Annotated in this window: 23 protein-coding genes; 6 read left to right on the plus strand and 17 right to left on the minus strand. The window is 38.6% G+C overall.

Annotated elements, in window-relative coordinates; all coding sequences use genetic code 11:
• Positions 1-289: 289 nt before the first annotated feature.
• From OS138_RS02090 to OS138_RS02100, 3 genes are read right to left on the minus strand one after another with little or no spacing between them, the layout of a single operon-like run.
• Positions 290-2,182 carry an ABC transporter ATP-binding protein gene (locus tag OS138_RS02090; RefSeq protein WP_002287265.1) on the minus strand — a complete coding sequence of 631 codons (1,893 nt, stop codon included), beginning with the start codon at positions 2,180-2,182 and terminating at the stop codon, positions 290-292.
• A complete protein-coding gene (locus OS138_RS02095; protein WP_311801890.1) occupies positions 2,179-3,906 on the minus strand; it encodes an ABC transporter ATP-binding protein in 1,728 nt (575 codons plus the stop codon). Before OS138_RS02095 ends, OS138_RS02090 begins: the two co-directional genes overlap by 4 nt.
• 15 nt (positions 3,907-3,921) lie before the next feature.
• A complete protein-coding gene (locus OS138_RS02100) occupies positions 3,922-4,572 on the minus strand; it encodes a TetR/AcrR family transcriptional regulator (RefSeq protein ID WP_002340252.1) in 651 nt (216 codons plus the stop codon).
• Positions 4,573-4,775: 203 nt separating this feature from the next.
• Here OS138_RS02100 and OS138_RS02105 point away from each other — a divergent pair, with 203 nt between their 5' ends.
• Together OS138_RS02105 and OS138_RS02110 are read left to right on the plus strand one after the other, a co-directional pair.
• Complete coding sequence (locus OS138_RS02105; RefSeq protein WP_087626432.1) at positions 4,776-5,072, plus strand: rhodanese-like domain-containing protein; 297 nt, start codon at positions 4,776-4,778, stop codon at positions 5,070-5,072.
• A gap of 191 nt (positions 5,073-5,263) precedes the next feature.
• A complete protein-coding gene (locus OS138_RS02110; RefSeq protein ID WP_002287272.1) occupies positions 5,264-5,884 on the plus strand; it encodes an NAD(P)H-dependent oxidoreductase in 621 nt (206 codons plus the stop codon).
• Between the two features lie 91 nt (positions 5,885-5,975).
• Here OS138_RS02110 and OS138_RS02115 read toward each other — a convergent pair whose 3' ends face one another.
• Both OS138_RS02115 and OS138_RS02120 read right to left on the minus strand, forming a co-directional pair.
• Positions 5,976-7,142: an AI-2E family transporter gene (locus OS138_RS02115; RefSeq protein WP_002287273.1), complete on the minus strand. Its 1,167-nt coding sequence runs from the start codon at positions 7,140-7,142 to the stop codon at positions 5,976-5,978.
• A gap of 11 nt (positions 7,143-7,153) precedes the next feature.
• On the minus strand, positions 7,154-7,507 hold the full coding sequence (locus OS138_RS02120; protein WP_002294113.1) for a PTS glucitol/sorbitol transporter subunit IIA: 354 nt from the start codon (positions 7,505-7,507) through the stop codon (positions 7,154-7,156).
• Positions 7,508-7,634: 127 nt separating this feature from the next.
• Between OS138_RS02120 and OS138_RS02125 the strand changes: the two genes are divergently transcribed.
• Positions 7,635-8,657 (plus strand): lactonase family protein, encoded by a 1,023-nt coding sequence (locus tag OS138_RS02125; RefSeq protein ID WP_002318648.1) that lies wholly within the window; start codon positions 7,635-7,637, stop codon positions 8,655-8,657.
• 18 nt (positions 8,658-8,675) lie between these two features.
• A complete protein-coding gene (locus tag OS138_RS02130; RefSeq protein WP_002287277.1) occupies positions 8,676-8,837 on the plus strand; it encodes a hypothetical protein in 162 nt (53 codons plus the stop codon).
• A gap of 258 nt (positions 8,838-9,095) precedes the next feature.
• Here the strand turns inward: OS138_RS02130 and OS138_RS02135 are convergent, their stop codons facing one another.
• Together OS138_RS02135 and OS138_RS02140 are read right to left on the minus strand one after the other, a co-directional pair.
• Positions 9,096-9,530 carry a hypothetical protein gene (locus OS138_RS02135; RefSeq protein ID WP_002307190.1) on the minus strand — a complete coding sequence of 145 codons (435 nt, stop codon included), beginning with the start codon at positions 9,528-9,530 and terminating at the stop codon, positions 9,096-9,098.
• 109 nt (positions 9,531-9,639) lie between these two features.
• Positions 9,640-11,499 (minus strand): LTA synthase family protein, encoded by a 1,860-nt coding sequence (locus tag OS138_RS02140; protein WP_325069625.1) that lies wholly within the window; start codon positions 11,497-11,499, stop codon positions 9,640-9,642.
• On the opposite strand from OS138_RS02140, the gene OS138_RS02145 reads away from it, so the two are divergent.
• A complete protein-coding gene (locus OS138_RS02145; protein WP_002321042.1) occupies positions 11,500-11,640 on the plus strand; it encodes a hypothetical protein in 141 nt (46 codons plus the stop codon).
• On the opposite strand, the gene OS138_RS02150 is transcribed toward OS138_RS02145, so the two are convergent.
• From OS138_RS02150 to OS138_RS02165, 4 genes are all read right to left on the minus strand, one after another.
• Positions 11,617-12,777 carry an NAD(P)-dependent oxidoreductase gene (locus tag OS138_RS02150; RefSeq protein WP_325069626.1) on the minus strand — a complete coding sequence of 387 codons (1,161 nt, stop codon included), beginning with the start codon at positions 12,775-12,777 and terminating at the stop codon, positions 11,617-11,619. The two genes, OS138_RS02145 and OS138_RS02150, sit on opposite strands and share 24 nt — an antisense overlap.
• A 306-nt stretch (positions 12,778-13,083) precedes the next feature.
• A complete protein-coding gene (gene araA / locus OS138_RS02155) occupies positions 13,084-14,508 on the minus strand; it encodes an L-arabinose isomerase (RefSeq protein ID WP_087626429.1) in 1,425 nt (474 codons plus the stop codon).
• A 15-nt stretch (positions 14,509-14,523) separates the two neighbouring features.
• The gene (locus OS138_RS02160) at positions 14,524-15,222 is read right to left on the minus strand and encodes an L-ribulose-5-phosphate 4-epimerase (RefSeq protein ID WP_002287284.1); all 699 of its coding nucleotides are present in this window, start codon (positions 15,220-15,222) and stop codon (positions 14,524-14,526) included.
• Positions 15,179-16,840 (minus strand): xylulokinase, encoded by a 1,662-nt coding sequence (locus OS138_RS02165; RefSeq protein ID WP_087626428.1) that lies wholly within the window; start codon positions 16,838-16,840, stop codon positions 15,179-15,181. Before OS138_RS02165 ends, OS138_RS02160 begins: the two co-directional genes overlap by 44 nt.
• 217 nt (positions 16,841-17,057) lie before the next feature.
• On the opposite strand from OS138_RS02165, the gene OS138_RS02170 reads away from it, so the two are divergent.
• Positions 17,058-18,458, plus strand: coding sequence for a sugar porter family MFS transporter (locus tag OS138_RS02170; RefSeq protein ID WP_325069629.1), 1,401 nt, complete (start codon positions 17,058-17,060; stop codon positions 18,456-18,458).
• Positions 18,459-18,927: 469 nt separating this feature from the next.
• On the opposite strand, the gene OS138_RS02175 is transcribed toward OS138_RS02170, so the two are convergent.
• The 6 genes from OS138_RS02175 to OS138_RS02200 form a co-directional block, all read right to left on the minus strand.
• On the minus strand, positions 18,928-20,007 hold the full coding sequence (locus tag OS138_RS02175; protein WP_061343715.1) for a GntR family transcriptional regulator: 1,080 nt from the start codon (positions 20,005-20,007) through the stop codon (positions 18,928-18,930).
• An 85-nt stretch (positions 20,008-20,092) separates the two neighbouring features.
• Positions 20,093-21,052 (minus strand): glycoside hydrolase family 43 protein, encoded by a 960-nt coding sequence (locus OS138_RS02180; RefSeq protein WP_325069630.1) that lies wholly within the window; start codon positions 21,050-21,052, stop codon positions 20,093-20,095.
• Positions 21,053-21,063: 11 nt separating this feature from the next.
• Positions 21,064-22,575 carry an alpha-N-arabinofuranosidase gene (locus OS138_RS02185; protein WP_325069670.1) on the minus strand — a complete coding sequence of 504 codons (1,512 nt, stop codon included), beginning with the start codon at positions 22,573-22,575 and terminating at the stop codon, positions 21,064-21,066.
• A 21-nt stretch (positions 22,576-22,596) separates the two neighbouring features.
• The gene (locus OS138_RS02190) at positions 22,597-23,160 is read right to left on the minus strand and encodes a YesL family protein (protein WP_002328158.1); all 564 of its coding nucleotides are present in this window, start codon (positions 23,158-23,160) and stop codon (positions 22,597-22,599) included.
• 5 nt (positions 23,161-23,165) lie between these two features.
• Positions 23,166-24,029 carry a carbohydrate ABC transporter permease gene (locus OS138_RS02195; protein ID WP_002287292.1) on the minus strand — a complete coding sequence of 288 codons (864 nt, stop codon included), beginning with the start codon at positions 24,027-24,029 and terminating at the stop codon, positions 23,166-23,168.
• A gap of 13 nt (positions 24,030-24,042) precedes the next feature.
• Entirely contained in the window at positions 24,043-24,939 is an 897-nt protein-coding gene (locus OS138_RS02200; RefSeq protein ID WP_002287294.1) for a carbohydrate ABC transporter permease, read from the minus strand.
• Between the last annotated feature and the right edge of the window lie 12 nt (positions 24,940-24,951).

A 24,951-nucleotide genomic window follows, 5' to 3' on the forward strand; every position in this document is an offset into this window, starting at 1 on the left:
GCATCAAGTAATAAGAACAGCCAAACAAAAATAGCTCCTCCTATTTTTCGTTTGGTTGGGCTTATTACCGCAGATGCAAGCTTTTGAACACCGTTTAAGGAAGAGGTTGTAAAATCAGCGGTTTGACCTGAGTATTAGAGAAACAAAACGGAAAAATAGCTTCTCATATTTTGCCGTTTTTTGAGCTAATACCGAAGGACAGCTGATTGAACACCGTTTATTCGGAAAAAGGGACTGTGACACGACTTTTGTCACAGCCCCTAAAAAAAAATAATAAATTTGTACTATTCTATGAAGCTTCTTCTTCAGAAAACTGACTGTTATAAAGATCTGCATAGAATCCGTCTTTTTCCATCAATGTATCGTGGTTTCCTGTTTCTACGATCGAACCATGATTCATCACAATAATGTTGTCTGCATCGCGTATTGTAGACAAGCGGTGAGCAACAACGAAACTTGTCCGGTTTTCCAATAGGCGGTTCATCGCTTTTTGAATCAGTATTTCTGTTCGTGTATCTACACTAGATGTTGCTTCATCAAGGATCAGGACATCCGGATTTGCTAAGAATGCCCGCGCAATTGTGATTAGCTGACGCTGCCCTTGCGAAATATTGCTTGCATCCTCGTTTAATACAGTGTTATATCCTTCTGGCAATTTACGAACAAAATCGTCTACGTGAGCAGCTTTAGCAGCCTCAATGATTTGTTCGTCTGTTGCATCGTCGTTCCCATATTTGATATTGTCATAGATACTTCCTGTAAACAGCCAAGTATCTTGCAGTACCATTGAAAACTGTGCGCGCAATTCATCACGTGAAAGATCACGGGTATCTACACCATCGTAACGAATACTACCTCCAGAAACATCGTAGAACCGTTCAAGAAGGTTGATCAGTGTCGTCTTCCCTGCACCAGTCGGACCTACAATAGCGACCATCTCACCAGGTTTGACATCCAAGTTAAAATCAGTCATTAGCAAGTTATCTGGTGTGTAGCCGAATTGAACATTTTCAAAACGAACTTTGTATGGTGTATCTTTTTCTTCTGGAAGGCCAGATTTTTCATTGGACATCTCTTCTTCATCCAACACTTCAAATACCCGTTCGGCTGAAGCAACTGTTGATTGGATAGTGTTCATCAAACTTGCAAGTTGAGTGATTGGTTGAGAGAACTGTGTTGTATATTGCAAGAACGCTTGAACATCCCCTAATGTCATGTTCCCATTTGCAACTTTTACTCCGCCTAGTACAGCGACGAACACATAGCCTAGATTTTTAACAAAATTCATCAACGGCATGATGATTGCCGAAATAAATTGAGCTTTCCAACCAGCGGCATACAGATTCTGATTTTCTTTTTCAAATACTTCCTGGTCTTTTTCAGTATGATTGAATGTTTTAACAATGGTATGACCACCATATGTTTCTTCTACTTGGTTATTCAATAAACCTAAACTTTTTTGCTGATCTGCGAAAAACACTTGTGATTTCGGCGCTACGATCATCACGATGATCAAGCTTAAAGGGATCATCAATAACGCGACTAACGTCAATTGCCAGCTGATTGAAAGCATCATCACGATGACCCCAATCAATGTGACTGCACTAGTTACAAATTGAGTCAAATTTTGCTGCAGCGTGCTTGCGATGTTATCCATATCATTGATTGCTCGAGACATGATATCCCCATTTGTATGTGTATCATAATAGGAAATCGGTACACGATTCATTTTGGCTTCCAAATCATGACGTAATTCATAAACTGTTCGTTGGGAAACACGTGTCATAATAAATTGCTGTAAAAAGTTGAATACAGCAGAAATCAAATACATCACGATTACTGTCGCAATGATCTGCGCGATTTTATCAAAGTCTATCGGAAATTTTGTTACTTGTTGGCCTTGTTGCATCTGTTGAGCGCCAGCCATTACACCTTTGAATATTTCTGTGGTTGCTTTCCCCAAGACCTTTGGTGTTTGGATTTGGAAGATCACGGCTGCTATTGCTAGTACAAATACAGCGATGATCGCAACCATACGTTTAGACATATAGCCAAACAATCGGCGTACCGTTCCCCAGAAATTTTTAGGCTTTTCACCTTTTACACCGAGATTTCTGCCAGGTCCACCATGTCCTGGACCGCCTGCTGGTCCATGAGAGGGACGTGTGTTTGTTTTACTCATGCTAAGTCCTCCTCTCTTAGTTGTGAATGAACGATTTCTTGATAAGTTTCGTTTGTTGCTAATAGTTCTTCATGTGTTCCTTTGCCAACCAGTTTTCCTTCATCTAGCACAAGGATCATATCTGCATCCATTACTGTACTTACTCGTTGAGCAACTAAAACGGTGATACTTTCTTTCATATTCGTTTTCAATGCTTGGCGAAGATTGGCATCCGTTTTGAAATCCAACGCTGAGAAGGAATCATCAAACACATAGATATCTGCTGTTTTGACTAATGCCCGTGCAATTGCCAGACGCTGTCTTTGTCCACCAGAGAAGTTTCCTCCTCCTTGTTCCACATGGCTATCTAAGCCATCTTCCATCTCTGAAACAAAATCTTTAGCTTGTGCGATTTCTAATGCTTTCCAAATCATTTCATCTGTTGCATCCGGCTTACCATACTGCATATTGTCTCGGATCGTTCCAGAGAACAGAACTGCTTTTTGAGGAACAAAGCCCATTAATTCTCGCAAATTATATTGAGTCATGTCACTAATGTCCGTTCCATTTATTTGGATCGAACCAGATTCGATGTCATATAATCGAGGGATCAAATTGACTAAGGTCGTTTTACCTGAACCAGTCCCCCCTATGATTGCGACGATCTCGCCCGACTTGGCTTGGAAATCAATATCTTCCAATGCAAGTTTTTCTGCTCCATGATATCGATAATTGACATGATTGAAGGCCAATGTTGCGTTTTTTCCAGCAAAAGAAACTGTTTTAGGATTTTCAGGGTCATGGATACCGATTTTTTCATCCAACACTTCATTAATACGGTCAGCTGAAGCTTGTGCACGAGGCACCATGATAAAAATAGCGGAAAGCATCATAAAGCTGATCAAGATCTGCATCGCATAAGTCATAAATGCAATCAGATTACCGACTTCCAAAGTCATATCTGCTATGTAGTGTCCACCAAACCAAGTGATTGCTACGTTTGTACCGCTCATGATCAATGTCATCATCGGCATCATCAATGCGACGATCGTATTAACTTTGATTGCCGTATTTGTATAATCTTTATTCGCTAAATCAAAACGATTTTCTTCAAAGCGTGTCTTATCGAATGCTCGAATCACTCTGACCCCTGTCAATCCTTCTCGAAATACCAGGTTTAAACGGTCAGTTTTCTTTTGCATGCTTTTGAATAATGGAACAGCAAAATACATGATTCCGCCAATCAAAATAATCATTACTGGAATGACGACTAAGAAGATCTTTGTCAACTGATGATCTTTTTGATAAGCAAGTATGCTTGCGCCAATCAACGTGATTGGTGCATTGATCATCATACGTAAAAACATTTGTGTAACCATTTGGATTTGAGTCACATCATTGGTCGTTCTTGTGATCAAAGAGGCCGTTCCGTATTTATCAAACACATCTTTTGTCAGACTCTCTGATTTTTTATAGACATCCGTACGTAACTGCTTACCCAGTTTCTGTGATTCTCGAGTAGCAAAAAATGTATTTGCAATAGCAGCTAAGATACTGATCAAAGAAAAACCGATCATCACAAAACCTGTATGCCAAATATAATCGACATCTCCTTGCGCTACCCCTTTATCAATAATATTGGAGGTAAGTGTCGGCAAATATAAATCTGCCAGTACTTGGATCACCATGAAAACTGCAGCTGCAATTGCTGAAGTCAAGGAGATCCGTTTTACGATTTTTAGCATCTAGTTCCCTTCTTTCTATTTATATACTCCGTTTTTCAGCCAAGAAAGTTTCAAATTGAATTCACTGATTGCTTGCTCTACTGAGTAATCTTCAGATGTTGAAAATAAGCGATACGAATGCGCAATTGTTGTAAATACAGTATTCATCACTAATTGGATCAGTAATTCCAATTCATGATCATTTTTTACTTTCAGCTTCGTCCGATCAATCAATTCAAGCAACTCTTTTGCATCTTGTTTGTGTTCTTTATGTGGATCATGAGGCGTTTTTTGGCGACTCGTATGAGGAGCGATTTTTCTTGAGGCACGGTAATCCATGTTCATAAACAAGTTACGATAAAAAGAAGCATTCTCACCTTCCAAAATCTCATAAATCATTTTAGAAAAATAGGATTCGAATCCTTTGAATAGATCACCATCGGATTCTTTCATTAGTTGCAACATATCTTTAGAGCTGTCACGTCTCATTGTCTCAAAGTAATAAAAATAAAGATCCTCTTTATCTTCAAAATACTGATAGAAACTGCCTCTAGGGATATCCGCTAATTTGACGATATTAGCAATCGAGGCTTCTTTTAAAGGTACTCTAGAAAACTCGATTCTCGCCGCTTCAATTAACCTTTTTTGTTTTTCTTTCGGCAAATGGAAAAATGTCTGTGTCGGCATATGGATCCTCCATTCTTCTAAGATGACACATTGTCATATGACGCTATGTCATTATAACACCTCCCACCTGTTTTGCAAGACATTTGCATAGTTTTTTTCATTATTATCCGATACATTAAAAAAGTGATAAGAGGAATCCTTCCATTTGAATTAATGAGAGCTGCCCTTTAAAATAGCCACATACTAAACAAAGGATGAGATAAATGGCCCAATCAATTAGTGTCCAAGACTTCAATAAATTGCCGCTCGATGCTGACAGCATCGTTTTAGATACAAGAAATACTTTAGATTACACAAAAAAACACTTAAGCCACTCGCTTTCTATCCCCGCTGCTATCTTGCCAAGACAATTAAAAAATCTAGATCCAAAGAAACTTTATTATATTCTAAGCTATACAGGCAGGCGATCAGAGGCATTAGCCGATCAACTTACTGCTAATGGTTTTCGTGCTGTTTATATCATTGGTGGGATGGAAGCTCTTCAGTCGAGTGTTGCTTGAACATTGCTTGCTAGATTCAAAAGAGGCTGTGACAAAAAATCGTGTCACAGCCTCTTTTATATCCTGTCTTTTTTTAGTTATTTATTCTTCAACCTTATCAATATGACTTGATAGCCTTTTCTTTTTCGAGTAAACTGATTTTGTTAGTCATAGTTATAACAATCATAGCAATAAAAGGAGAAGGTAAGCATATGGCATCTGTTTTAGTAGTCAAAGGTCATCCCCTAACTGCAGAAGAATCGCGCACAGTTAAGGCATTGACGTCTTTTTTAACAAGTTATAAAGAAAATCATCCAGATGATGAAGTGACTGTTTTGGAACTTTATCGCGATGATATTCCGGAAATCGATGAAGAATTATTATCAGGTTGGGAAGCATTACGTGCTGGTGCAGAATTCACTTCCTTATCAGAAAGTCAACAACAAAAAATTGCTCGTTTCAATGAATTGACTGATCAGTTCCTTGCTGCTGATAAAATCGTTATCGCAAACGCCTTATGGAATCTAAATATCCCAACAAAATTAAAAGCTTGGTTCGATACCGTCAATGTAGCTGGAAAAACGTTCCGCTATACAGAAAACGGGCCAGAAGGATTAGTGACAGGTAAAAAAGCACTGCACATCCAATCTAATGGCGGTGTATACAACGGACAAGACTTTGCCTCTCAATATGTAAAAGGTATTTTAAACTTTGTAGGCATCGATCAAGTAGATCAGCTATTCATCGAAGGAATCGATTATGACCCTGACCGTGCAGATGAGTTGATGCAAAATGCATTAGATAAAGCTGCTGCTTTAGGTAAATCATTTTAAAAATTGAGATAAATGCATACAAAAGAGACAGAGGAAAAAATCTTCAAAGCAGCATTTGTGCCTTGGATATTTTCCCATCTGTCTCTTTTTGTTATTCTTTCTGCTTTTTCAACGGATTTTCTTCATAAAGAGAAGAGATTGTTGTGTACCATTCAAAAACATGAGTAATCACTACTTTAGCTGCTGCATAAACAGGAATCCCCAAGATCACACCGATGATTCCGAACAATTTCCCAGAAGTCAGCAGAACTAATAAAATCGTTACTGGATGGATTGCTAACTGATTCCCTAGTACTAATGGAGAGATCAAGCGTCCTTCTATTGTCTGCTCTACTGCAAAAACGATCAGTACTTTGATGATCATGAATGGACCTGCTACAATGGCTAAAAAGATAGCCGGAATCATCGCTAAAAATGATCCTAAGTAAGGGATCAGGTTCAAAAAACCCGCAATAATCCCCAACGTGACAGCATACTCTAAACCAATGACCGCAAAACCAATCATAAACATGATTGCCACAGCAAAAGCCACAGTTAGTTGTCCTCTTATATAAGAAGAAACTTGACTATTCATTTCACTCAGCACATTCAACGTCGGTTTTTGCATGCGTGTCGGTAAAAATTTGACAAAATAAGGTGCTAATTGTTTACCGTCTTTCAATAGATAAAATAAGATAAACGGCATCGTCAGCAGAGCCACTAAAATAGTCGCTACCGCGCCGACAAAACTTCCAAGACTCTGAACTGTACTCTTAGATATATCTTGGATCATATCGCCTGCCGAATTCATGAACTTATCACCTGCTGTTTCCAACTGTTCGCGAAATTGGTTGAACAGCGGGTCCCGCAAAATCTCGGTTAATTTATTATCAATCGTATCTACATATTGAGGGAAGTTACTGATGAAGCTCACTGTTTGTTCCTGAATCTTAGGGATGATCACTACGCTCCCCCATGCGATTAGTGCAACAACCAAAACAAACAGCCCAATGATACTGTAAAGCCTTGGTACTTTTCGCTTTTCAAAGTAATCAACTACCGGATTCATCAAGTAATACAAGATTCCTGCTAAAATGATAGGCAGACCTACGATTGCTAAAAATTGCCAGATTGGTGCAAACAAATATGAAACTTTTGTAAATAAAAAGACGATCAGCAATATTAACAATACAACAAGTAAGGCTGTGACTACTTGATTATTTAAAAACCAGCGCCAAAACCACGACACCGGTCTGTTCTTCTTATTTTTTCCTTCCATAATTCCTCCTGTTAGTTATAAAAAATTTGGCTTCCCAAACCAATAGCAGGCAGTCTATGCGGATGAAGATAGATTCCATTTGCAATTTGTCCTTCTTCTGGACAAGCATCAAAAATCAATGATACGTGAGCTACTGTCTCTAAATTCCCATTGGCCATCGGACCGACATAATCGATCGTATATACCTGATCATCAAAAGCAATTGTTCCGCCTGCTTTCAAAGAAAAAGGTTCGTCTTTTGATACTTCTTGAATCACCGAATATTTTCGTAAGGCAGCTGTTGCTGTTTTATCGAACAAAATCAGCATGGGTTCTTCCTTGTTTATTGCTTCTGTCCCAATTTCTGTAATCTTTGCCTGAATCATTGCACTCTCTCCTTTAATTGCTTTCAAAAACAGTATAACACATTCTCATTCTTTAGCCGTGTGGAATAATTATGTGATAGAATAAAAACGAAAACTATTTCATTACAATTAGGAGGAATCAGCTCATATGATCGAAAAGATAATTTTAGGAACCTATACGCGTCGCGAAAGTAAAGGAATCTATACGATCGACCTTGATACAGAAAAAGAAGAATTAGCCAACCTTTCATTAGCTGTTGAAGAAAATAGCCCTACCTATGTAGCAAAAAGTAAAGCTGGCAATCTTTACACAGTTACTAGTGTGGATGGATTAGGTGGTGCCGGTGCGTACGATAAGGATTTTCATTTTTTGAATGCGGTAACAGAGTCTGGCGCTCCTTTGTGTTATGTAGCGGTTGATGAAGCACGTCAATTACTATACGGGGCGAACTATCATAAAGGTGAAGTAAATGTCTACCATATATTAGGAGATGGCGAACTGAAAGCAGCAGATTCAATATTCCATCAAGAAACGACAGGTCCTCATAAAAACCAAGATCATGCGCATGTCCACTATACGGATCTGACTCCTGACCAACGATTAGTCGTATGTGATCTTGGTACAGATCGTGTGTATACTTATGATGTGTCCGAAAACGGCAAATTGAATCTTGTAACTACCTTCACTGCAGAGCCAGGAACAGGCCCTCGCCATCTTGTCTTTCATCCAAATGGACAATTCGCTTATTTATTTGGTGAATTAGACAGCACAGTCCGCGTGCTTTCTTATAATAAAGAAACAGGTGCTTTTGAAGAATTACAGAAAATATCGACCTTGCCAGAAGAATTCGACGGTGAAAATGGAGGGGCAGCTATCCGCATTTCAAATGATGGCAAGTTCCTTTATGCTTCTAACCGAGGACATAACTCGATTGCTGTATTCGCAGTTTTTGAAGATGGTTCCCACATTCAAAACAAGCAAATCATCTCAACAGAAGGGGATTTTCCCCGCGATTTCGCACTAGATCCAAGCAATAATTTTGTCGTGTGTGCCAATCAGAATACCGATAATCTGACATTATATCGCCGTCATCCTGAAACAGGATTACTGGAATTACTAAAAAAAGATGTCTATGCACCAGAATGTGTCTGTGTTTATTTTGATCGTTAGTAAGAAAAGGAGAATGAAATGAATCAGCAAGACGTATTAGACAGACTACGGGAAGAACTAAATATTCCTTTCTTTGATGGGAAAATCGAAGATAAAGAGTATAGCGAAGAGGAATATCAGAAACTCAAAGCCGATTTACAGAACTACTTTGAACAATATGTACAGAATGTAGAAAACTAATCAGCTTTCCATACTATCTGAAAAGAACATCAGGACAAGACTTTTCCGTCTATCCTGATGTTCTTTTCTACAAATAAAAAACCGCCGAGATGGTTAGACTCGACGGAAAAGGAGTATTTACTCGATTTTGAGTAAGTACAAGGTTGTTGTTGGTTATAGGTATGTCATTATCATAAAGGATTTTGATCACTCTATCATAAAGGTAATATTACATTTATATTAGATAACTCTAGTTTTTATTGTTATCAAAGATTTCTTTTATTTTTTCAACAACAAATTAGTCATTTTTTGGATGGCAGCTGTCAATTGGTCTGTCGCTTGGTCTTGTTTTGCTTCAGATGTATTGAATAAATCTTTATCTACCCCTGACTCAAGATCAATACTTTGAATCATTTCTTCACAGCCTGCTACATATGAAAGATAAGCTTTTTCAAAATTTTTATGAATGCCCATTGCTTTTGCTGGTGGGCGCAATGTACTGACTTTCTTGAGCATTGCCCGATATTTTTTTGTTCCTTCTTCAAATAACAGGATGATCTCTTCAAGAGTCGATTTGTCCAGGTCACTTGTTTTTCCTTCATCGATTGCGTTTCTGATCACTTCATATTTCGGATGCATTCCTTCTCCGATTGCTTCTGTTTCCTTGACGATTTGATCGATGGACTGCACATAATAGCCAATATTCGGTAACATGTTCGTTTTCCTACTTTCTCCATTGTTGTTATTATTTATTCTACTTGTTTTTATCCTCAAATGACAAGTACTTGAAAAAATTTAATGGTTTCTATACAGCTCGCCATTCTTATTCGTGCTCAAAGAAACCATCTGCTAAACTATATTGTTTCCCTGCGACAATGTCATATTGGATCAATTGATATTCGTCGTAAATCTCTTGTTGCGAGCGATTGAATTGCGCTTCTTTATACCACTGTCCGTTTTGATAGTACAGTTCTCGTTCAAACGCCGGAAGTTCCTGTTCTAATGATAAAAGCAGCTGATAAAAGCCATTTGTTGTCTGATTCGTCTGTTCCATTAGATTCGCTGCAAAATAAAAAGGACTGGTGATTGCATCTTGAGTCGTTTGCTTTTCTAATTTCCCTTTGCTGTCAAACATCAAGAATTGTGTTTCGTGTAATGTTTGTTTATCATTTTTGGCTTGGATGGTATCTGAATAGATCCCTGGCAGATGATCCCCCCAAAAAACAACTAAAGTCCTTCTAGAAAGATTCTTCAATTCTTCCGTGAACTGCTTCAGTGCCGTGCTGCTATAGGAAATATCTTGCAGATAATTCTCTAAGTCAAGTGTCCCACTTCCATCTGAAATTTCTGCAGAATAGCCCAGTCTATCATACTTTCCATTGTAAGGCATATGTGTCTGCATCGTGACTAAATGAATGAACTGAGGTGTTTTTTCTTCCTTGAGAAGTGTCATTACTTCTTTGTAAGCTGACTCATCAGAAATATATGGATTATTCTCTATCGTATCCGTATAGGTCATCGTACGCTCGCTGATGAACTGGTCAAATCCTAATGTCTGATAAACATCCTCTCTTTTATACATCGAAGTATTGTATGGATGGATCGCTGTCGTCTGGTATGATTGTGCGTTTAACGCTGAAACGATAGAAGGAAGCTGATCCATTTTTGGTACAAGCATCGTGTAAGGGGTGGTGAGTTGCGCATTAAATAACGCCATAGAAAAACCAGTCAATGCTTCAAATTCGATATTTGCTGTTCCACCGCCATAGTTTTGAGAAAGCATATTGCCACTATATGTTTGATCAGCTACTTCATAATAATCTGCCAATGGCTCACCAGATACTTCTACGCCGTTTAATCGACTAGGATCTGAGAAACTTTCACTCATCACGAACACGATGTTCGGCGACTCTTCCTCTACAGTTTTATTTTTTTCATCGGCTAGCTTCTGGTATTTTTCAGTGATTTCTTTGATCTTTTCTTTCGAATATCCTTCAGGTTCATCCATTGGTTCTACCTTCAGATTGTACAAAAACCCACCGATAAAACCAGTGTTATAGTAGTTCATTTTCTGGCTGTAAGGTATCCATAGTGCCGTTTTATTATATGCTTTTCGCAACAAATTATCGGGATTGTTGAAATTACTGATATACCCTAGCAGTCCAATTGCCACAAGCAGTGTCGTTAATCGGATCAATTGGAATCGCCTTCCTTTTTTCAGGCTTCGAAACATGTACCAGCAAAACAATCCTAGCACGGTTCCTACGGCAGCTAAGATCACTGTAAACAGCATAGTGCCGGTTATATCTTTCAGCAATCCGATTTCAGTGATCATCTTCAAATCGTCTGGATAAATCGGTTCTTGCCGATAACTCATTTTCATATAATTTGCAAAACCTAATACACCGATGGCTACGACATACGTAAGGGAACCTAAAGGGACAGATCCTGCTAGTGCAATCAGAAAAATAAGAATGATCAGCAAGACGAGACAGGCTAAGAAGAATTTTTCCGTATGCCAAGAAAAAGCAAATTTCAACGCAAGGTCTACGGATAGATCATTTTGACACCACTGCAAAAACAAATTACTAAAAACAACAAGAAAAAAGATACTGATGATTGCTGCTGTTCCTTTTAAAATCTTTTTCTGTTTGGTCGAAAGTCTGCTTATATATCTTTTCAAATGCTTGCTCCTTCATTTCTATCAATAAAAGAATGTTGCTTCTCTTATTTTAGTTGTACGAAATTCGAAAGTAAAGAACGGAAAGAAGAATTAATGAAATCCAAATATTCTCTTTCTTTATGGCCTTTCTGGTTTCTTTAATAAGCGGACCTTTCGTACTCCAGAAATTTTTTCTAGCTGTTGTTTCACTTGATTGAGCTGTTCAAAATCAGTACTGTCTATGTCAATCAATATGTAGACATGCTCATTCTTATGGTTACGCGATATATCTGCGATCGCTAGCTCGTTCTCATTCAGCAGAGAAAATATCTCTGCTAATATATTGGTTTTCTTTTGATAAAATATAGTGAATCGAAACGGCGCTTGGAAAAACATTCGTGCGGATGGATAATTGACCGCTTCTCTAACCGTACCGAGCAAAAGATAATCTTTTAAGGCTTCAACTGCCAAACGTCCGCTGTCTGCCAAAGCTTCCTGAGTCGATCCCCCTAGATGAGGCAACATAAGTATACGGTCATTTTCTAAGAACTCTTCTTCTGGGAAATCAGTCACGTATTTGGCCAGATGTTGTTTTTCCAATGCTTGCATAACAGCATATTTATCAACAATTTCACTTCTTCCTACATTGATAAGTACAGCATCTTTTTTCATTTTTTCTATATTCGCCTGATCGATCAATCCTTTTGTATCTTCTGTCAACGGCAGCATGACTACGATGTAATCCGAGGTAGAAAGAACTGTTTCTAAATCTGCTTGCCGAACATAATCCAACTGGGCATCGCGGATAGAATAACCCAAGACATCCATCCCTAAGCTATAGCAACTTAGCGCTACTTTTGTGCCTATCGCTCCAAGACCAAGAAGACCGATGGTTTTGCCTTGCAATTCTCGTCCCACATAAGCACTTCTTTTGTTTTCTGCCTGTTCTAAAATATTAGGACCTGTTAGTGTTTGTACCATACGACTTGCTTCGATTATCGGACGGGAAGATAAGAGCAAACAGCACAAAACAAGCTCTTTTACTGCATTAGCATTTACACCTGGTGTATTCATGACGATCGTCCCGTTTTCAGAAGCTTTTTCAACGTTGATCGTGTTCACCCCAACACCAGCTCTTGAAATTGCTAGCAAATCTGGTGTAAGCCATTCATCTTTCACTTTCGTACTACGAATAACTATTCCTTCGGCTGGCAAATCATCTATTATTTTGAAATATTCCCCTTGTAACTTTTCTATCTCTTGTTCTGGAATAGCATCAATCAAATGAACGTGATACATAAAACCCCCTCCTTACTAACAAGTATCTCGAAATTTCTGCAATTAGACAACTGTTTACCATTTGACTTCCTAGAAGCAAAAAGAGCAGTTAGAGCAGAGTAGGCTTAGTGATAAAAATAAGGCTATGACAAGTTACTGCCATAAGCCTTATTTTCGAGAGCAAAATATTGAGGGTGAGATATCTTGATAAATGGTGTTCCGTTAGCTGACATTGATAATAAGACTAAATTTCAAAAAAGTTGAAAAGCAAATTTCGTCAATCTCTTCTTATTTCTTAAAACTAAGCGGCTTTTTCACAACCTCTTTTTATCTAATAACCACTGTTTCCAACTCAACTAATTTTGCCCACGTTTCAATTTGATCTGTTGTTAGATTTAGCGAGACAACGGTATGATGACCGCCACCTGCCTGAATCCATGAATGGACACCTTCATGGAAATTCGGTTTAGTTTTCCATAACACACGTGCAACAGGCAAATTAGGTGCTTCAGTTGTTGGTTCAAAGGCTTCTACTTCGTTGATCAGCAGTTTATAATGCGTACCGAAATCTGCCATCGAAACGACTACTCCTTCTCCTGCTTTCCCATCAAATACAAGACGCGCCGGATCTTCTCTATCTCCCATTGATAAAGGAGAAACAACGATTCTTGGTTTCGTCGCAGCAAGCGTCGGATCTACTTCCATCATATGGGATTCCAAGATTGCTTCTTGGCCACTAGCTAGCTCGTAAGTATAATCTTCCATGAATCCTGTATCTTTCCCTCGAGCCATGATTTTCAGCAACCGATCAATCGCTGCAGTTTTCCAGTCGCCTTCCCCGGCAAAACCGTATCCTTCTGCCATCAAACGTTGTACAGCTAGTCCAGGTAGTTGTTTCATTCCATACAGGTCTTCAAAATTAGTCGTAAAAGCGTTATAGCCTCCTTCTTCTAAGAAACGGCGAATACCGATTTCCTGCTGAGCTTGTACTTTTACATGTTCCTCCCATGTCTTTTCTTCATAATCACCATAGTCGAAGGTATACAATTCCTTGTACTCTTCAAATAATTGATCGACTTCTTCGTCTGATACGCGATCGATTACTTGTACAAGATCTCCGATACCAAAATAATCAACAGTCCAACCAAATTGAATCTGTGCTTCCACTTTGTCTCCTTCTGTGACACCCACGTTTCTCATGTTGTCACCAAAACGAGCCACTTTTATTCCAAAACTTTCATTATAGGCTACTGCAACATCCATCCAATCAGCAATCTCTTTTTGGATCTCAGGTCGTTTCCAGTAGCCAACGACGATTTTATTTTTTTTATTTAATCGAGCATTGATGAACCCATATTCGCGGTCACCATGAGCGGATTGATTTAAATTCATGAAATCCATATCGATCGTTTTCCAAGGAATGCTTTCGTTATATTGCGTAGCTAAATGAAGCAATGGTTTTTGTAGAAGCTTTGTCCCGCGGATCCACATTTTTGCTGGTGAGAAAGTATGCATCCAAGTGATCACACCTGCTACTTCTTCTCGATAATTGACCTCTTTCATGATTTTTGTGATCGTATCAGCAGTAACTGCTAATTCTTGAAGGCGGATTGGATAAGGCAATTGGCCATTTTCATTCAATTCATCGACCATTTCTTGTGCATGTTTCTTTACTTCTCGCAGTGCTTCTTCCCCATATAAATGCTGTGATCCTACAACAAACCAAAATTCTTTTTCTCCAATATTCAACATAACTAGCCACTCCTTTTATTTGTTTTGTCCGTAATACGCATTTTTTCCGTGTTTTCGTAAATAATGTTTATCTAAAATCCGTTGAGGCAGCTCTTCTGAAAATGAATTGAGCTGTCTGGTAAATAAATTCATCTTGCATACTTCATCTAGTACGACTGCGTTCATTACCGCACTTTGCGCATCTTTCCCCCAAGTAAATGGACCGTGTCCGTGTAAAAGTACCCCTGGAATTGCTAAGGGATCAATTTTGCGTTCTTTGAATGTTTCTATGATAACTTTTCCTGTTTCATATTCGTACCCGCTGTCGATTTCCTGTTGTGTCAAAAATCGAGCACAAGGTACCGATCCATAAAAAGTATCTGCATGCGTCGTCCCCATCGCAGGAACATCCAATCCTGCTTGTGCCCAGATCGTCGCCCATGTCGAGTGAGTATGGACGATTCCTCCGATTTGAGGAAATGAACGATATAAAACAGCATGAGTAGGCGTATCCGAAGAGGGATTGAGTTTACCTTCAATGATATGATTGTCCAAGTCCACAACGACCATGTCGTCTGCTGTCATCTCTTCATAACTGACTCCGCTAGGTTTGATAACGAAATATCGTGTTTCAGGATCAAAAGCGCTCACATTTCCCCATGTATATTTGACGAGTCCATGTTTAGGCAAGTCAAGATTTGCTTGATACACTTCTTCTTTCAGTTGTTCCAGCATTTTCTATCACTCCTTTTTCTTGCAATTGATGAATCGCTGTTTTTTCAATGTCGATCCCCTCACGGTAACGTCTCATAAATATCTGATAGCCTGCTATTTCTTCTGCTGAAGGTGTGATGGTGATTCCTTGGTCTTGTCCAAACACGTCTTCTGCCAAGAAGTTTTCTAAAGACTTCCCATGTCGATCCATCATATAGGCTGCTAATAACGCGATTCCCCACGCTCCACCTTCTCCGGCTGTGTCCATCACTGTAACTGGTGCCTCCATAGCAGATGCTAGAATCCGCTGTCCAACTTCTGGTGTTTTAAAAATCCCCCCATGCCCCACTAAACGATCAATTTGGACATTCTCAGATTTCAATATATCCATTCCGATTCTCATTGCACCAAAAGCACTGGCTAAATGGATCCGCATGAAATTCGCTAAATCAAAACGGCTACCTGGTGTACGTACAAATAATGGCCTTCCTTCATTTACTCCTGTAATGTTCTCTCCAGAAAAATAACCATAAGAAAGTAATCCCCCGCAATCCGTATCGCCTTCTAGCGCTTTGTTGAATAATGCCGTGAATAATTTATCTCTGCTTATCTCCATACCCAAAGAATTGGTAAATTCTTCAAAAATACTGACCCAAGCATTGATATCCGAAGAGCAGTTATTCGTATGAACCATGCCTACTAGTTCTCCTGAAGGTGTAGTGACCATGTCGATTTCCGGATGGACATTTTCTAGTTCTTTTTCTAATACGATCATAGCGAAGGCGGAAGTACCAGCCGAAATGTTCCCTGTCCGTTTGGCTACACTGTTCGTAGCGACCATACCGGTTCCTGCATCCCCTTCTGGCGGACAAACCGGGATTCCTGGTCTCAAATTTCCCGTAGGGTCGATCAGATAAGCCCCTGATTCGCTTAACTTGCCAGCTTCTTCTCCTGCTACTAGAACTTTAGGCAAAATGTGATCCAAGTCAATCGCTACGTGCGCTTTTTCGACTAACTGACCAAAAATATTTTTCATTTCTTGATGGTAGGTTTTCGTTGAAGGATCGATAGGAAACATGCCTGATGCATCTCCTACGCCTAGTACTTTCTCACCAGTAAGCTGCCAATGGACATAACCTGCAAGCGTTGTCAAAAAATTAATTTCTTTCACATGTTCTTCTTTATTCAAAATAGATTGATACAAATGAGCGATACTCCATCTCTGCGGAATATTGTATTGAAATTTTTCCGTTAATATTCGTTCTGCTTCTTCAGTGATTGTATTTCGCCAAGTACGAAATGGTACTAGTAACTGTTCCTTGCTATCAAATGCTAGATAACCGTGCATCATTGCACTGAACCCAATCGACCCGATTGTCGTAAGATTCTCGCCATAGATTTCGAATACTTCTGCTGCCATTTTTCGGTAACTGACGCGCAGTCCTTTCCAAATATCTTCTAATGAATAGGTCCAGATACCATTTTCTAGTTTGTTTTCCCACTCATAACTACCAGCGGCAATAGGAGTAAAAGATGAATCAATCAATACAGCTTTGATCCTAGTTGATCCAAACTCAATCCCTAAAGATGTACGACCATCTATGACATCTAACATACTTTGCGCATTTACTTCCTTCATAATGATTTAACTCCCTCCTTCTCGTCAAACCTGATCAAACCGTCTTTTTAGTAGCGCTTACAATGATTATTGTATACTTTTGTACGTACATGTCAAGCGGTTATTTACAAGAATACAATAAAAAACACTTGTTTTGTACGTACATAAGTTATAAAATGAAATTGCTTACAAAATCTGATCAACCGCCTTCTCGAAATTCTAGAAGGAGAGAATACTTATGAAAAAAGAAAAAAAAGTTTCCTCATCGTTTATTTATTTTTTTGGCGCATTTGGCGGCATTCTATTTGGATATGATATTGGTGTTATGACCGGCGCCTTACCTTTTTTACAGCATGATTGGGGTTTGGCAGGTAAAGCTTCTTTGATAGGATGGATCACGTCTTCGGTCATGTTAGGTGCGATCCTTGGCGGCTCTTTATCTGGTCTTCTTTCTGATAAGCTTGGACGACGAAAAATGATTCTTCTTTCTGCACTTATTTTTATGGCTGGTTCTGTCCTTTCTGCATCTGCCCCTCACAATGGTTCTTATTTTCTGATTGCAGCAAGGATTCTTCTAGGTTTAGCTGTTGGCGCTGCATCTGCCCTAGTTCCTGCTTATATGTCTGAAATGGCTCCTGCTAGACTAAGGGGAAGATTGTCAGGGATCAATCAAGTGATGATTGCTTCTGGCATGCTCCTTTCCTATGTTGCAGATTATTTGCTAAAAGGGTTGCCTGAAACGATGGCTTGGCGCGTGATGTTAGGACTCGCTGCTGTCCCCGCGCTGATTTTATTTTTCGGTGTTTTAGCTCTACCAGAGTCACCGCGTTTTCTTATGCAATCTGGCCGCTTGGAAGAGGCAAAAAGAGTATTGAACTATATTCGGACACCAAAAGAAGCTGAACAGGAATTCGAACAAATCCAGCTGAATGTCAAACAAGAAAAGACAACCGGAACTTCTTGGCATACTTTGTTTTTAGAAAAATATCGTTCCTTAGTCATTGCCGGTATTGGTGTAGCAATATTCCAGCAATTTCAAGGAGCTAATGCTATTTTTTACTATATTCCGCTGATCGTAGAAAAAGCGACTGGGCATGCAGCGAGCGATGCATTGATGTGGCCGATCATCCAAGGAATCATTTTAGTTGCTGGTTCTTTGCTCTTTTTGGTTATTGCAGACAAGTTCAATCGGCGAACTTTATTGAAAATAGGCGGTAGCGTGATGGGACTTTCTTTCATCCTACCAGCTGTTTTAGGAACTGTACTGGATGCTCATACAAATTCGTTGTTGATTCTCTTGTTTTTATGTATTTATGTCGCATTTTATTCTTGCACATGGGCTCCACTGACATGGGTAATCGTAGGCGAAATATTCCCACTAGCTGTCCGCGGGCGAGCATCTGGCCTAGCCTCTTCTTTTAATTGGATTGGTTCTTTCCTAGTTGGCTTGCTTTTTCCTGTGATGACTGCTTCTATGTCTCAAGAAATCGTTTTCGGCATTTTTGGGATCATCTGCTTTTTAGGGGTTTTATTTATTCAAGAGATCGTACCAGAAACTCGTGGGAAATCTTTAGAGGAAATCGAACAAAGTGCATCTAAAAAAACTTATCCTAAACGTATTTCTATCCATCATTCTTAAAGAGGTTGTGACAGAAGTGGTCAGCTTCAAGAAATAAGAAGGAATTTACGAAAATTGCTTCTTAAATTTTTGTGGAATTTCAGCTTATTTTCGAAGAAGTTACTTCTGGAACACCGTGAATCAGAGGTTGTGAAAAAGCTGTCCTTCATCAAATAATAAGAACAGCCAAACAAAAATAGCTTCTCCTATTTTTCGTTTGGTTAGGCTTATTACCGCAGATGCAAGCTTTTGAACATCGTTTAAGGAAGAAGTGGCGAGCCTGCCGTTTAACTCCGAGTCACAAGGAGCAATTTCAAAAAACAGCTTCTCATGTTTGATGAATATTGTGACTTGTGACCAGTTGGTAGGAGAACACCGTTTAGTGGAGAGGTGGTGAAAGAAACGTTCAGCCTTGAGCGATGACAAAAGCTCTCACAAACATTGCGACGAGTAACCGTAGGAGCAATAAGAGGCGGTAAAAACCCGTCTCTTATTTTTCGTTTTCTTTCACTGTTTCCCGTTCAACTAGTACAGGTTCATAAAGAATATTCGGCTGTGCCTGTCCTTTTTCAATCGTTGTGACGATCCACCGTGCGGCATCTTGTCCCAACTTTTCTTTTGGATGTGTCAATGTTGTTAATTTTTTATTTCCTAAATGGCTTAAAGAAGAATCGTCTGTTCCTACGATGGATAGATCATCTGGAATTTGATAGCCATTTTCTGTCAGCTTATCTAGCAATAAACTAGCTATTTGGTCGTTATAGCAAATGATCCCATCTAAAGCCTGTTCTTCTTTCAACCGTTGTACTGTTTTTTCAGCGATTGTTTCTCGTGTTTCCGTGGTGAAAGTAATGATGTCTTCCATCAAAAAACGCACATTGTACTGTTCACACGCGCTGATAAAACCTTTCATCCTATATTTTCCCTGAAGATCGTCAATTTTTGTGATAAATAACAGACGCTGATGCCCTTTTTTTATCAAATATTCCGCTGCCATAAAACCGACTTTCACATCATCTAAACAAATATAAGAGGCATTTAACTCTTCATAGGCAGCGTTGATCATCACCATCGGAATGTCTTGTTCTCTCAAAGCCACATAAAGTGCTAAGTTTGGATTATACTGATTACTTTTCGTAGGCTCAACGATCAAACCATCTACCCCATAAGCAATCATTTTCTTCAAACATTCTTTCTCTAATTCGTGATCGTTATTCGTACTGGCTAAAAGCAATGAATACCCAGATTCTCGTAATTCATTTTCGATTCCTCGGATAATCGACGGAAAAATATAGTCAGAGAGATATGTGGTGATGACACCGATCGTTTTTGTTCTGTTCAATGGTGTTTTTTCTATCTTATAGCTGTCATCTACATATGTGCCCGATCCTTTTTCTTTACGCAGATAGCCCTCATTTACCAACACAGCGATTGCTTGCCGAATCGTATGTCTGCTGACGTCATATATTTCTTGCAGCTTGAATTCTGAAGGAATGGTTGTATTTACTTCGTATTCCTCACGAAGGATCTTTTGTTTTATCTCTTCTGCAATATCTTGATATTTTGCCATTTGCCTTGCCCCTTTTTATTTGTACGTACATATATCATAACGAGTCTGCAAGGTTTATTCAAGCAAAAATCAAGGTTTCTTGTGCTCATAAGGCATACGGAACAGGTTCACCAAATTCTGGAAATCCTTGCTCATTCCACGTAAAGCATTGCGCGTTCGCGTGCCGATTGGGATTGTCTAACGGATCCCCTTTTTGGTTCTTCTCTGGTCGAGCATGATAGATCAAAATATCAAAGCACCCATCTTCTGAAACCGTAAACGAGTTGTGACCAGGACCAAATTGCTTATTTTTTTCAGAAGAAACGAATATTGGCTCCGATAATTTATGCCATGATTCTTTTAATAAAAGATTCTTGTGCTCATCAGCCCACAGCAGACCCATGGCATAGTTTTCATCTGTTGCACTACCAGAATACGTAATGAATATTTTCCCATTGCGAGTAAGGACTGCTGGACCTTCATTTACTGAAAAACCCCGTTTTTCCCATTCATACTCAGGTATAGAAAGGAGGATCTGCTTCCCCTTTAACGTCCAAGGATTATCCATTTCGGATAGATAAAGATTAGAATTCCCAGTAATTTCAGGATCTTGTTGAGCCCACACATAATATAGCTTTCCTTGAGAAGAGAAAGTTGTTCCGTCTAAACTGAAAGTTTCCCTTTTCGTTTTTATTTGTCCCTTTTCTATCCAATCTGTATTCATTGGATCTATATGCTGATTTTCAAGTACGAACATGCGGTGATGATGAGATTCATCACGTATAGTTTTATGATTGCTTGCAGCAAAGTAAATATACCATTTTCCATTGATATAATGGACTTCAGGTGCCCAGATCAATTCACTCATCGGTCCTTCTTCATGAGCCTGCCATACAATTAGGCTTTCAGCATGTTCTAATTCATTCAGTGACTTTGCCCTTCTTAATTCAATCACTTGGTAGCCTGGAACCGATCCTGTAAAATAATAATAACCATCTGTATGTTTATATACCCAAGGATCTGCCCGTTGCCGAACGATAGGATTATTATAAAGTTTCTTCATCATAACAAATTTCCTCACATTTTCTTTATTCTAATTACATTCCAAGAGTATTTTTCTATCCCTACATTTAATTCGTCATGTTTTTCTATTGAAAAATAGTTTATTTCAGGTCTTATTTTTTCTGGTTCTTCACGTGTATTTTTGTCCAACAGATCGCTACTGGTTAATGTGTAGTGCTCTCCTTGATCTAGCAAATTGAAATCATGCTCAATCGTTATCTTTTGTTGTTCATTTGTGCGATTGATCAAGAAAATAGTCAGCTGATTGCCGTTATCTACGATCACACTGTCCACATAAGAAACATTTTTTATCTTTTCACAATCATAAACAGGGCAAATGATTCGTTGTTCCAATACTTGACCTTTAGCATATTTCGATAAGTGTTGCATCACATAATAAGTTGGATTCCTCCATGCTTGACCTTTAGCATCTGTTAGTATTAAAGGTATTGTGTTTACTAACAATGATTGACAACTAATCTTTACGCGATCTGCGTGTCGTAAAATAGCCAGCCCTAATGAACCAAATAATAATGTATCTTCCATAGTAAAGTAACACCAATCGATGGGACTACCGACTTCAAAATCCCTATGTCTTTTTTCCGGTTGGGCATGTACATTCCATTCATCAAACGCTAGATACATTGTTTTCTCACTTCTTAAATATCCTTTTACATAATCACAAGTAGCAACGATTTCTTCAATTTGACGATCGAATCGATAAGCTTTTGCAAGGTATGTCGCTGTATCATCACGCTCATTTTTAGGAGGTTTAGTCAAGTCTTCTTCATCATACTTATCAATATAGTTATGCAAAGCTAAATAATCTACATTCTCATAAGCTTCTTCTAATGCGATACGATCCCATTCAGGGTACGATGGTAAACGTGGCGTAGAGCTTCCAACTAAGATTGTTTCAATTGAATCATCCACTAACTTCATGACTTTTGAGGCTTCATTTGCTAACCTACCATATTCATAAGCACTCTTAGCCCCCACTTGCCATGGCCCGTCTAGCTCATTCCCTAAACACCATAATTTAACGCCAAAAGGCTTTTTTTGCCCATTTTTTATTCTTAAATCACTCCAGAAGGTTCCTTTTGGAAAATTACAATATTCTACTAAATTTTTTGCTTCATCGATTCCTTTTGTTCCTAAATTCACCGTGAATATCGGTTCCGCTTGTACATGACTGATCCATTTAAAAAATTCGTGGAGCCCAAAAGAATTTGGTTCTATACCTCGCCATGCTAAATCAATTTTTTTTGGTCGTTGTTCTTTCCTACCTATAGTATCCACCCAATCATAACCAGATGTAAAGTTTCCTCCAGGATAGCGAATGACACCTAATTCCAATTCCTTTACATAAGAGAGGACATCTTGTCTAAACCCGTCACCATCAGCTGTTTCATGGCCCGGTTCATAAATCCCTGTATAGACGACACTTCCCATATGTTCAACAAATGAGCCAAACAGCCGAGAACTGATCTCTCCTACCGTAAAATCCTCTCTGATTTTTAATTTCACTTCTTCGTCCAACAGCTTTCCCTACCTTTCATTTCCTATAGTCAAGATAATAGATACAAGTTTCCATACGCCACCAGCAAAGATAAAAATAAAAGGAGGGAAAAGAAATATGAGCAGTACAAATCCTAATAACAATACGCAACAAAGAATATTTCTCAAAAAATCAAAAAATACTTTCCATGCACTTTGTTCAAAAATTTGTAAAAACGTGATATCTTTGTTTTCAGAAATCACATATATCCAGGACAAAAGAAACATGGAATAAATAAGTGAAACTACATATCCACTAATTGAAAGTACGATTGTCTGTTCTTCTAATAATTGATTAACAAGAAAATAAATAATGATCGTTAACAGACTAAGGAACAAGTTCTTACCAAAATGTTGCTTCATTCCTTGAAAGAAAAAATAAATGATATTTCCTGATCCCTCACCTTTCCATTGCGCCATTACATAAAAAACAGCACATGTAGCAGGCACGATAGTAATGACAGGCAAACACACGATTACCCAGAGAATACCTAATAAGATGTAATCAGAAACTATAATCAACTGTCCATAAAATTTAGTCTCAACTATTTTCATCTTCCTCACTCTTTCATTCCAGACATAGCTGTTCCTTGAACAAAATATTTCTGTGCAAAAATATAAACCACTAGTAATGGCAGCATTGAAATAACCGTTCCAGCCATTACAGGTCCATAAAAAGAAATGTTCTGCCCCGTAAATAAAGCTAACCCTGCTGGTAAAGTTCTCATTTTTGAACTACTTGTCAATATCAATGGATAAAGCAAGTCATTCCAACTATTCATCAGCGTGAAGATCCCTAATGATAAAAGAGTAGGTTTGCTCAATGGCAACATGATTTTCAAAAAAATATTAAACTCACTTAATCCATCAATGCGTGCTGCCTCTTCCAAAGAATCTGGTAAAGTGATAAAAAAGGAGCGCATCATGAAGATACCAAATGCAGTTGTCATACGAGGAATGATCAAACCTGCATAAGTATCAAGCATGCCAAGCAAATTGACTTCAATAAATAGAGGAATCATGAAGACTTGGAATGGGATCATCATTGTCAGCAAAACGAAATAGAACAAAACTGATTTTCCTTTGAAACGCATACGAGCAAATGCATACCCCGCAAGAGAATCAAAGAATACAGAAGTGATCACTGTCCCTCCAGCAAAAATCACTGTATTTTTGATGTAATCTAATAAAGGGATCGTTGTCCAAACCTTAATATAGTTATCTAGGGTATAGCTGTCTGCAAATATTCTAGGCGGAAATGAGATAATGTCTTTTTCGTGTTTAAAAGAAGAAATAATCAGCCACAAAAAAGGAAACGCAATAACCAACAATATAACTAGCATACTAATCGTTCGAATGATTTTTTTACCACTAACTGCTTTTCGACTATTCACAGTAACTGTAATCGAGCTTTCTGGTGCCATACAGGTTTCCCTCCTATTTCATTTGTTTTTCTTTCCGTGACATGTACACATTAGTGGAGATAGCTATAGTTGCAACAATGATAAACAAAACCGAAGACAGTGCTGATGCATAGCCCAATTCATAAGGTGCTGTAAATCCTCGACTGTAAATATATTGAACAGCTGTTTCTGTCTTAAATTGTGGGCCACCAGCGGTTGCAACATATACTTGGTCAAACACTTGCATCGAACCAATCAGATTCGTTAAAATACAAAAACCTAAGGAGGGAACGATCTGAGGTAGCGTAATGTTAAAAAACTGCTGCCGATTTGTTGCACCATCCATTTGAGCAGATTCATACAAAGAGGGAGAGATTCCCTGAATAGCAGTCAAGAGAATCGTCATAGTAACACCAAAATTCTTCCAAACAGTCATGATGGCTACCGTCGGCATAGCAAGGGTTGGATCGCGAAAAAATTGAGGGATCGGCAAGCCGACTTGTGAAAACAAGTAAGGAATCGCCCCTACATTCGGATCAAGCAACATAGAAAAAATAATCGCAATTGATGTCAATGAACAAATAACTGGAATGTAAAATGTCGAACGACAAAATCGATTGAATCTGGTATTTTTAGATAATGCTACTGCTGCTAATAAACCAACGATAATTTGTGTTGGCGTTTCGAGTACGGTGAAATATAAAGAATGAATCAACGAATTAACTGCTCGTTCATCACTAAATATACGTGTGAAATTTTCAAAACTTACAAAATTTCTTGATGTAAAGAAAATATTCAAATCTGTAAAACTAATAGCAAATGTTCCTAAAAGCGGTATGACAGTAAATAATAATAAAACTAAAAAAGATGGAGTCAAAAACAAATACGCAGCACGATCAGGGCGATTCCAATATTTGGTGAATCCGTTCATATAGTCCACCTC

It is taken from the genome of Enterococcus sp. E5-37 (assembly GCF_035726925.1).
Taxonomy (GTDB): Bacteria; Bacillota; Bacilli; order Lactobacillales; family Enterococcaceae; genus Enterococcus_B; species Enterococcus_B faecium.

Excerpts from the sequence above, each read along its gene's own strand:
- OS138_RS02090 (WP_002287265.1), bottom strand. The coding sequence starts at position 2,182 with ATGAGTAAAACAAACACACGTCCCTCTCATGGACCAGCAGGCGGTCCA.
- OS138_RS02095 (WP_311801890.1), bottom strand. The coding sequence starts at position 3,906 with ATGCTAAAAATCGTAAAACGGATCTCCTTGACTTCAGCAATTGCAGCT.
- OS138_RS02100 (WP_002340252.1), bottom strand. The coding sequence starts at position 4,572 with ATGCCGACACAGACATTTTTCCATTTGCCGAAAGAAAAACAAAAAAGG.
- OS138_RS02105 (WP_087626432.1), top strand. The coding sequence starts at position 4,776 with ATGGCCCAATCAATTAGTGTCCAAGACTTCAATAAATTGCCGCTCGAT.
- OS138_RS02110 (WP_002287272.1), top strand. The coding sequence starts at position 5,264 with ATGGCATCTGTTTTAGTAGTCAAAGGTCATCCCCTAACTGCAGAAGAA.
- OS138_RS02115 (WP_002287273.1), bottom strand. The coding sequence starts at position 7,142 with ATGGAAGGAAAAAATAAGAAGAACAGACCGGTGTCGTGGTTTTGGCGC.
- OS138_RS02120 (WP_002294113.1), bottom strand. The coding sequence starts at position 7,507 with ATGATTCAGGCAAAGATTACAGAAATTGGGACAGAAGCAATAAACAAG.
- OS138_RS02125 (WP_002318648.1), top strand. The coding sequence starts at position 7,635 with ATGATCGAAAAGATAATTTTAGGAACCTATACGCGTCGCGAAAGTAAA.
- OS138_RS02130 (WP_002287277.1), top strand. The coding sequence starts at position 8,676 with ATGAATCAGCAAGACGTATTAGACAGACTACGGGAAGAACTAAATATT.
- OS138_RS02135 (WP_002307190.1), bottom strand. The coding sequence starts at position 9,530 with ATGTTACCGAATATTGGCTATTATGTGCAGTCCATCGATCAAATCGTC.
- OS138_RS02145 (WP_002321042.1), top strand. The coding sequence starts at position 11,500 with ATGCTTGCTCCTTCATTTCTATCAATAAAAGAATGTTGCTTCTCTTAT.
- OS138_RS02150 (WP_325069626.1), bottom strand. The coding sequence starts at position 12,777 with ATGTATCACGTTCATTTGATTGATGCTATTCCAGAACAAGAGATAGAA.
- araA (WP_087626429.1), bottom strand. The coding sequence starts at position 14,508 with ATGTTGAATATTGGAGAAAAAGAATTTTGGTTTGTTGTAGGATCACAG.
- OS138_RS02160 (WP_002287284.1), bottom strand. The coding sequence starts at position 15,222 with ATGCTGGAACAACTGAAAGAAGAAGTGTATCAAGCAAATCTTGACTTG.
- OS138_RS02165 (WP_087626428.1), bottom strand. The coding sequence starts at position 16,840 with ATGAAGGAAGTAAATGCGCAAAGTATGTTAGATGTCATAGATGGTCGT.
- OS138_RS02170 (WP_325069629.1), top strand. The coding sequence starts at position 17,058 with ATGAAAAAAGAAAAAAAAGTTTCCTCATCGTTTATTTATTTTTTTGGC.
- OS138_RS02175 (WP_061343715.1), bottom strand. The coding sequence starts at position 20,007 with ATGGCAAAATATCAAGATATTGCAGAAGAGATAAAACAAAAGATCCTT.
- OS138_RS02180 (WP_325069630.1), bottom strand. The coding sequence starts at position 21,052 with ATGATGAAGAAACTTTATAATAATCCTATCGTTCGGCAACGGGCAGAT.
- OS138_RS02190 (WP_002328158.1), bottom strand. The coding sequence starts at position 23,160 with ATGAAAATAGTTGAGACTAAATTTTATGGACAGTTGATTATAGTTTCT.
- OS138_RS02195 (WP_002287292.1), bottom strand. The coding sequence starts at position 24,029 with ATGGCACCAGAAAGCTCGATTACAGTTACTGTGAATAGTCGAAAAGCA.
- OS138_RS02200 (WP_002287294.1), bottom strand. The coding sequence starts at position 24,939 with ATGAACGGATTCACCAAATATTGGAATCGCCCTGATCGTGCTGCGTAT.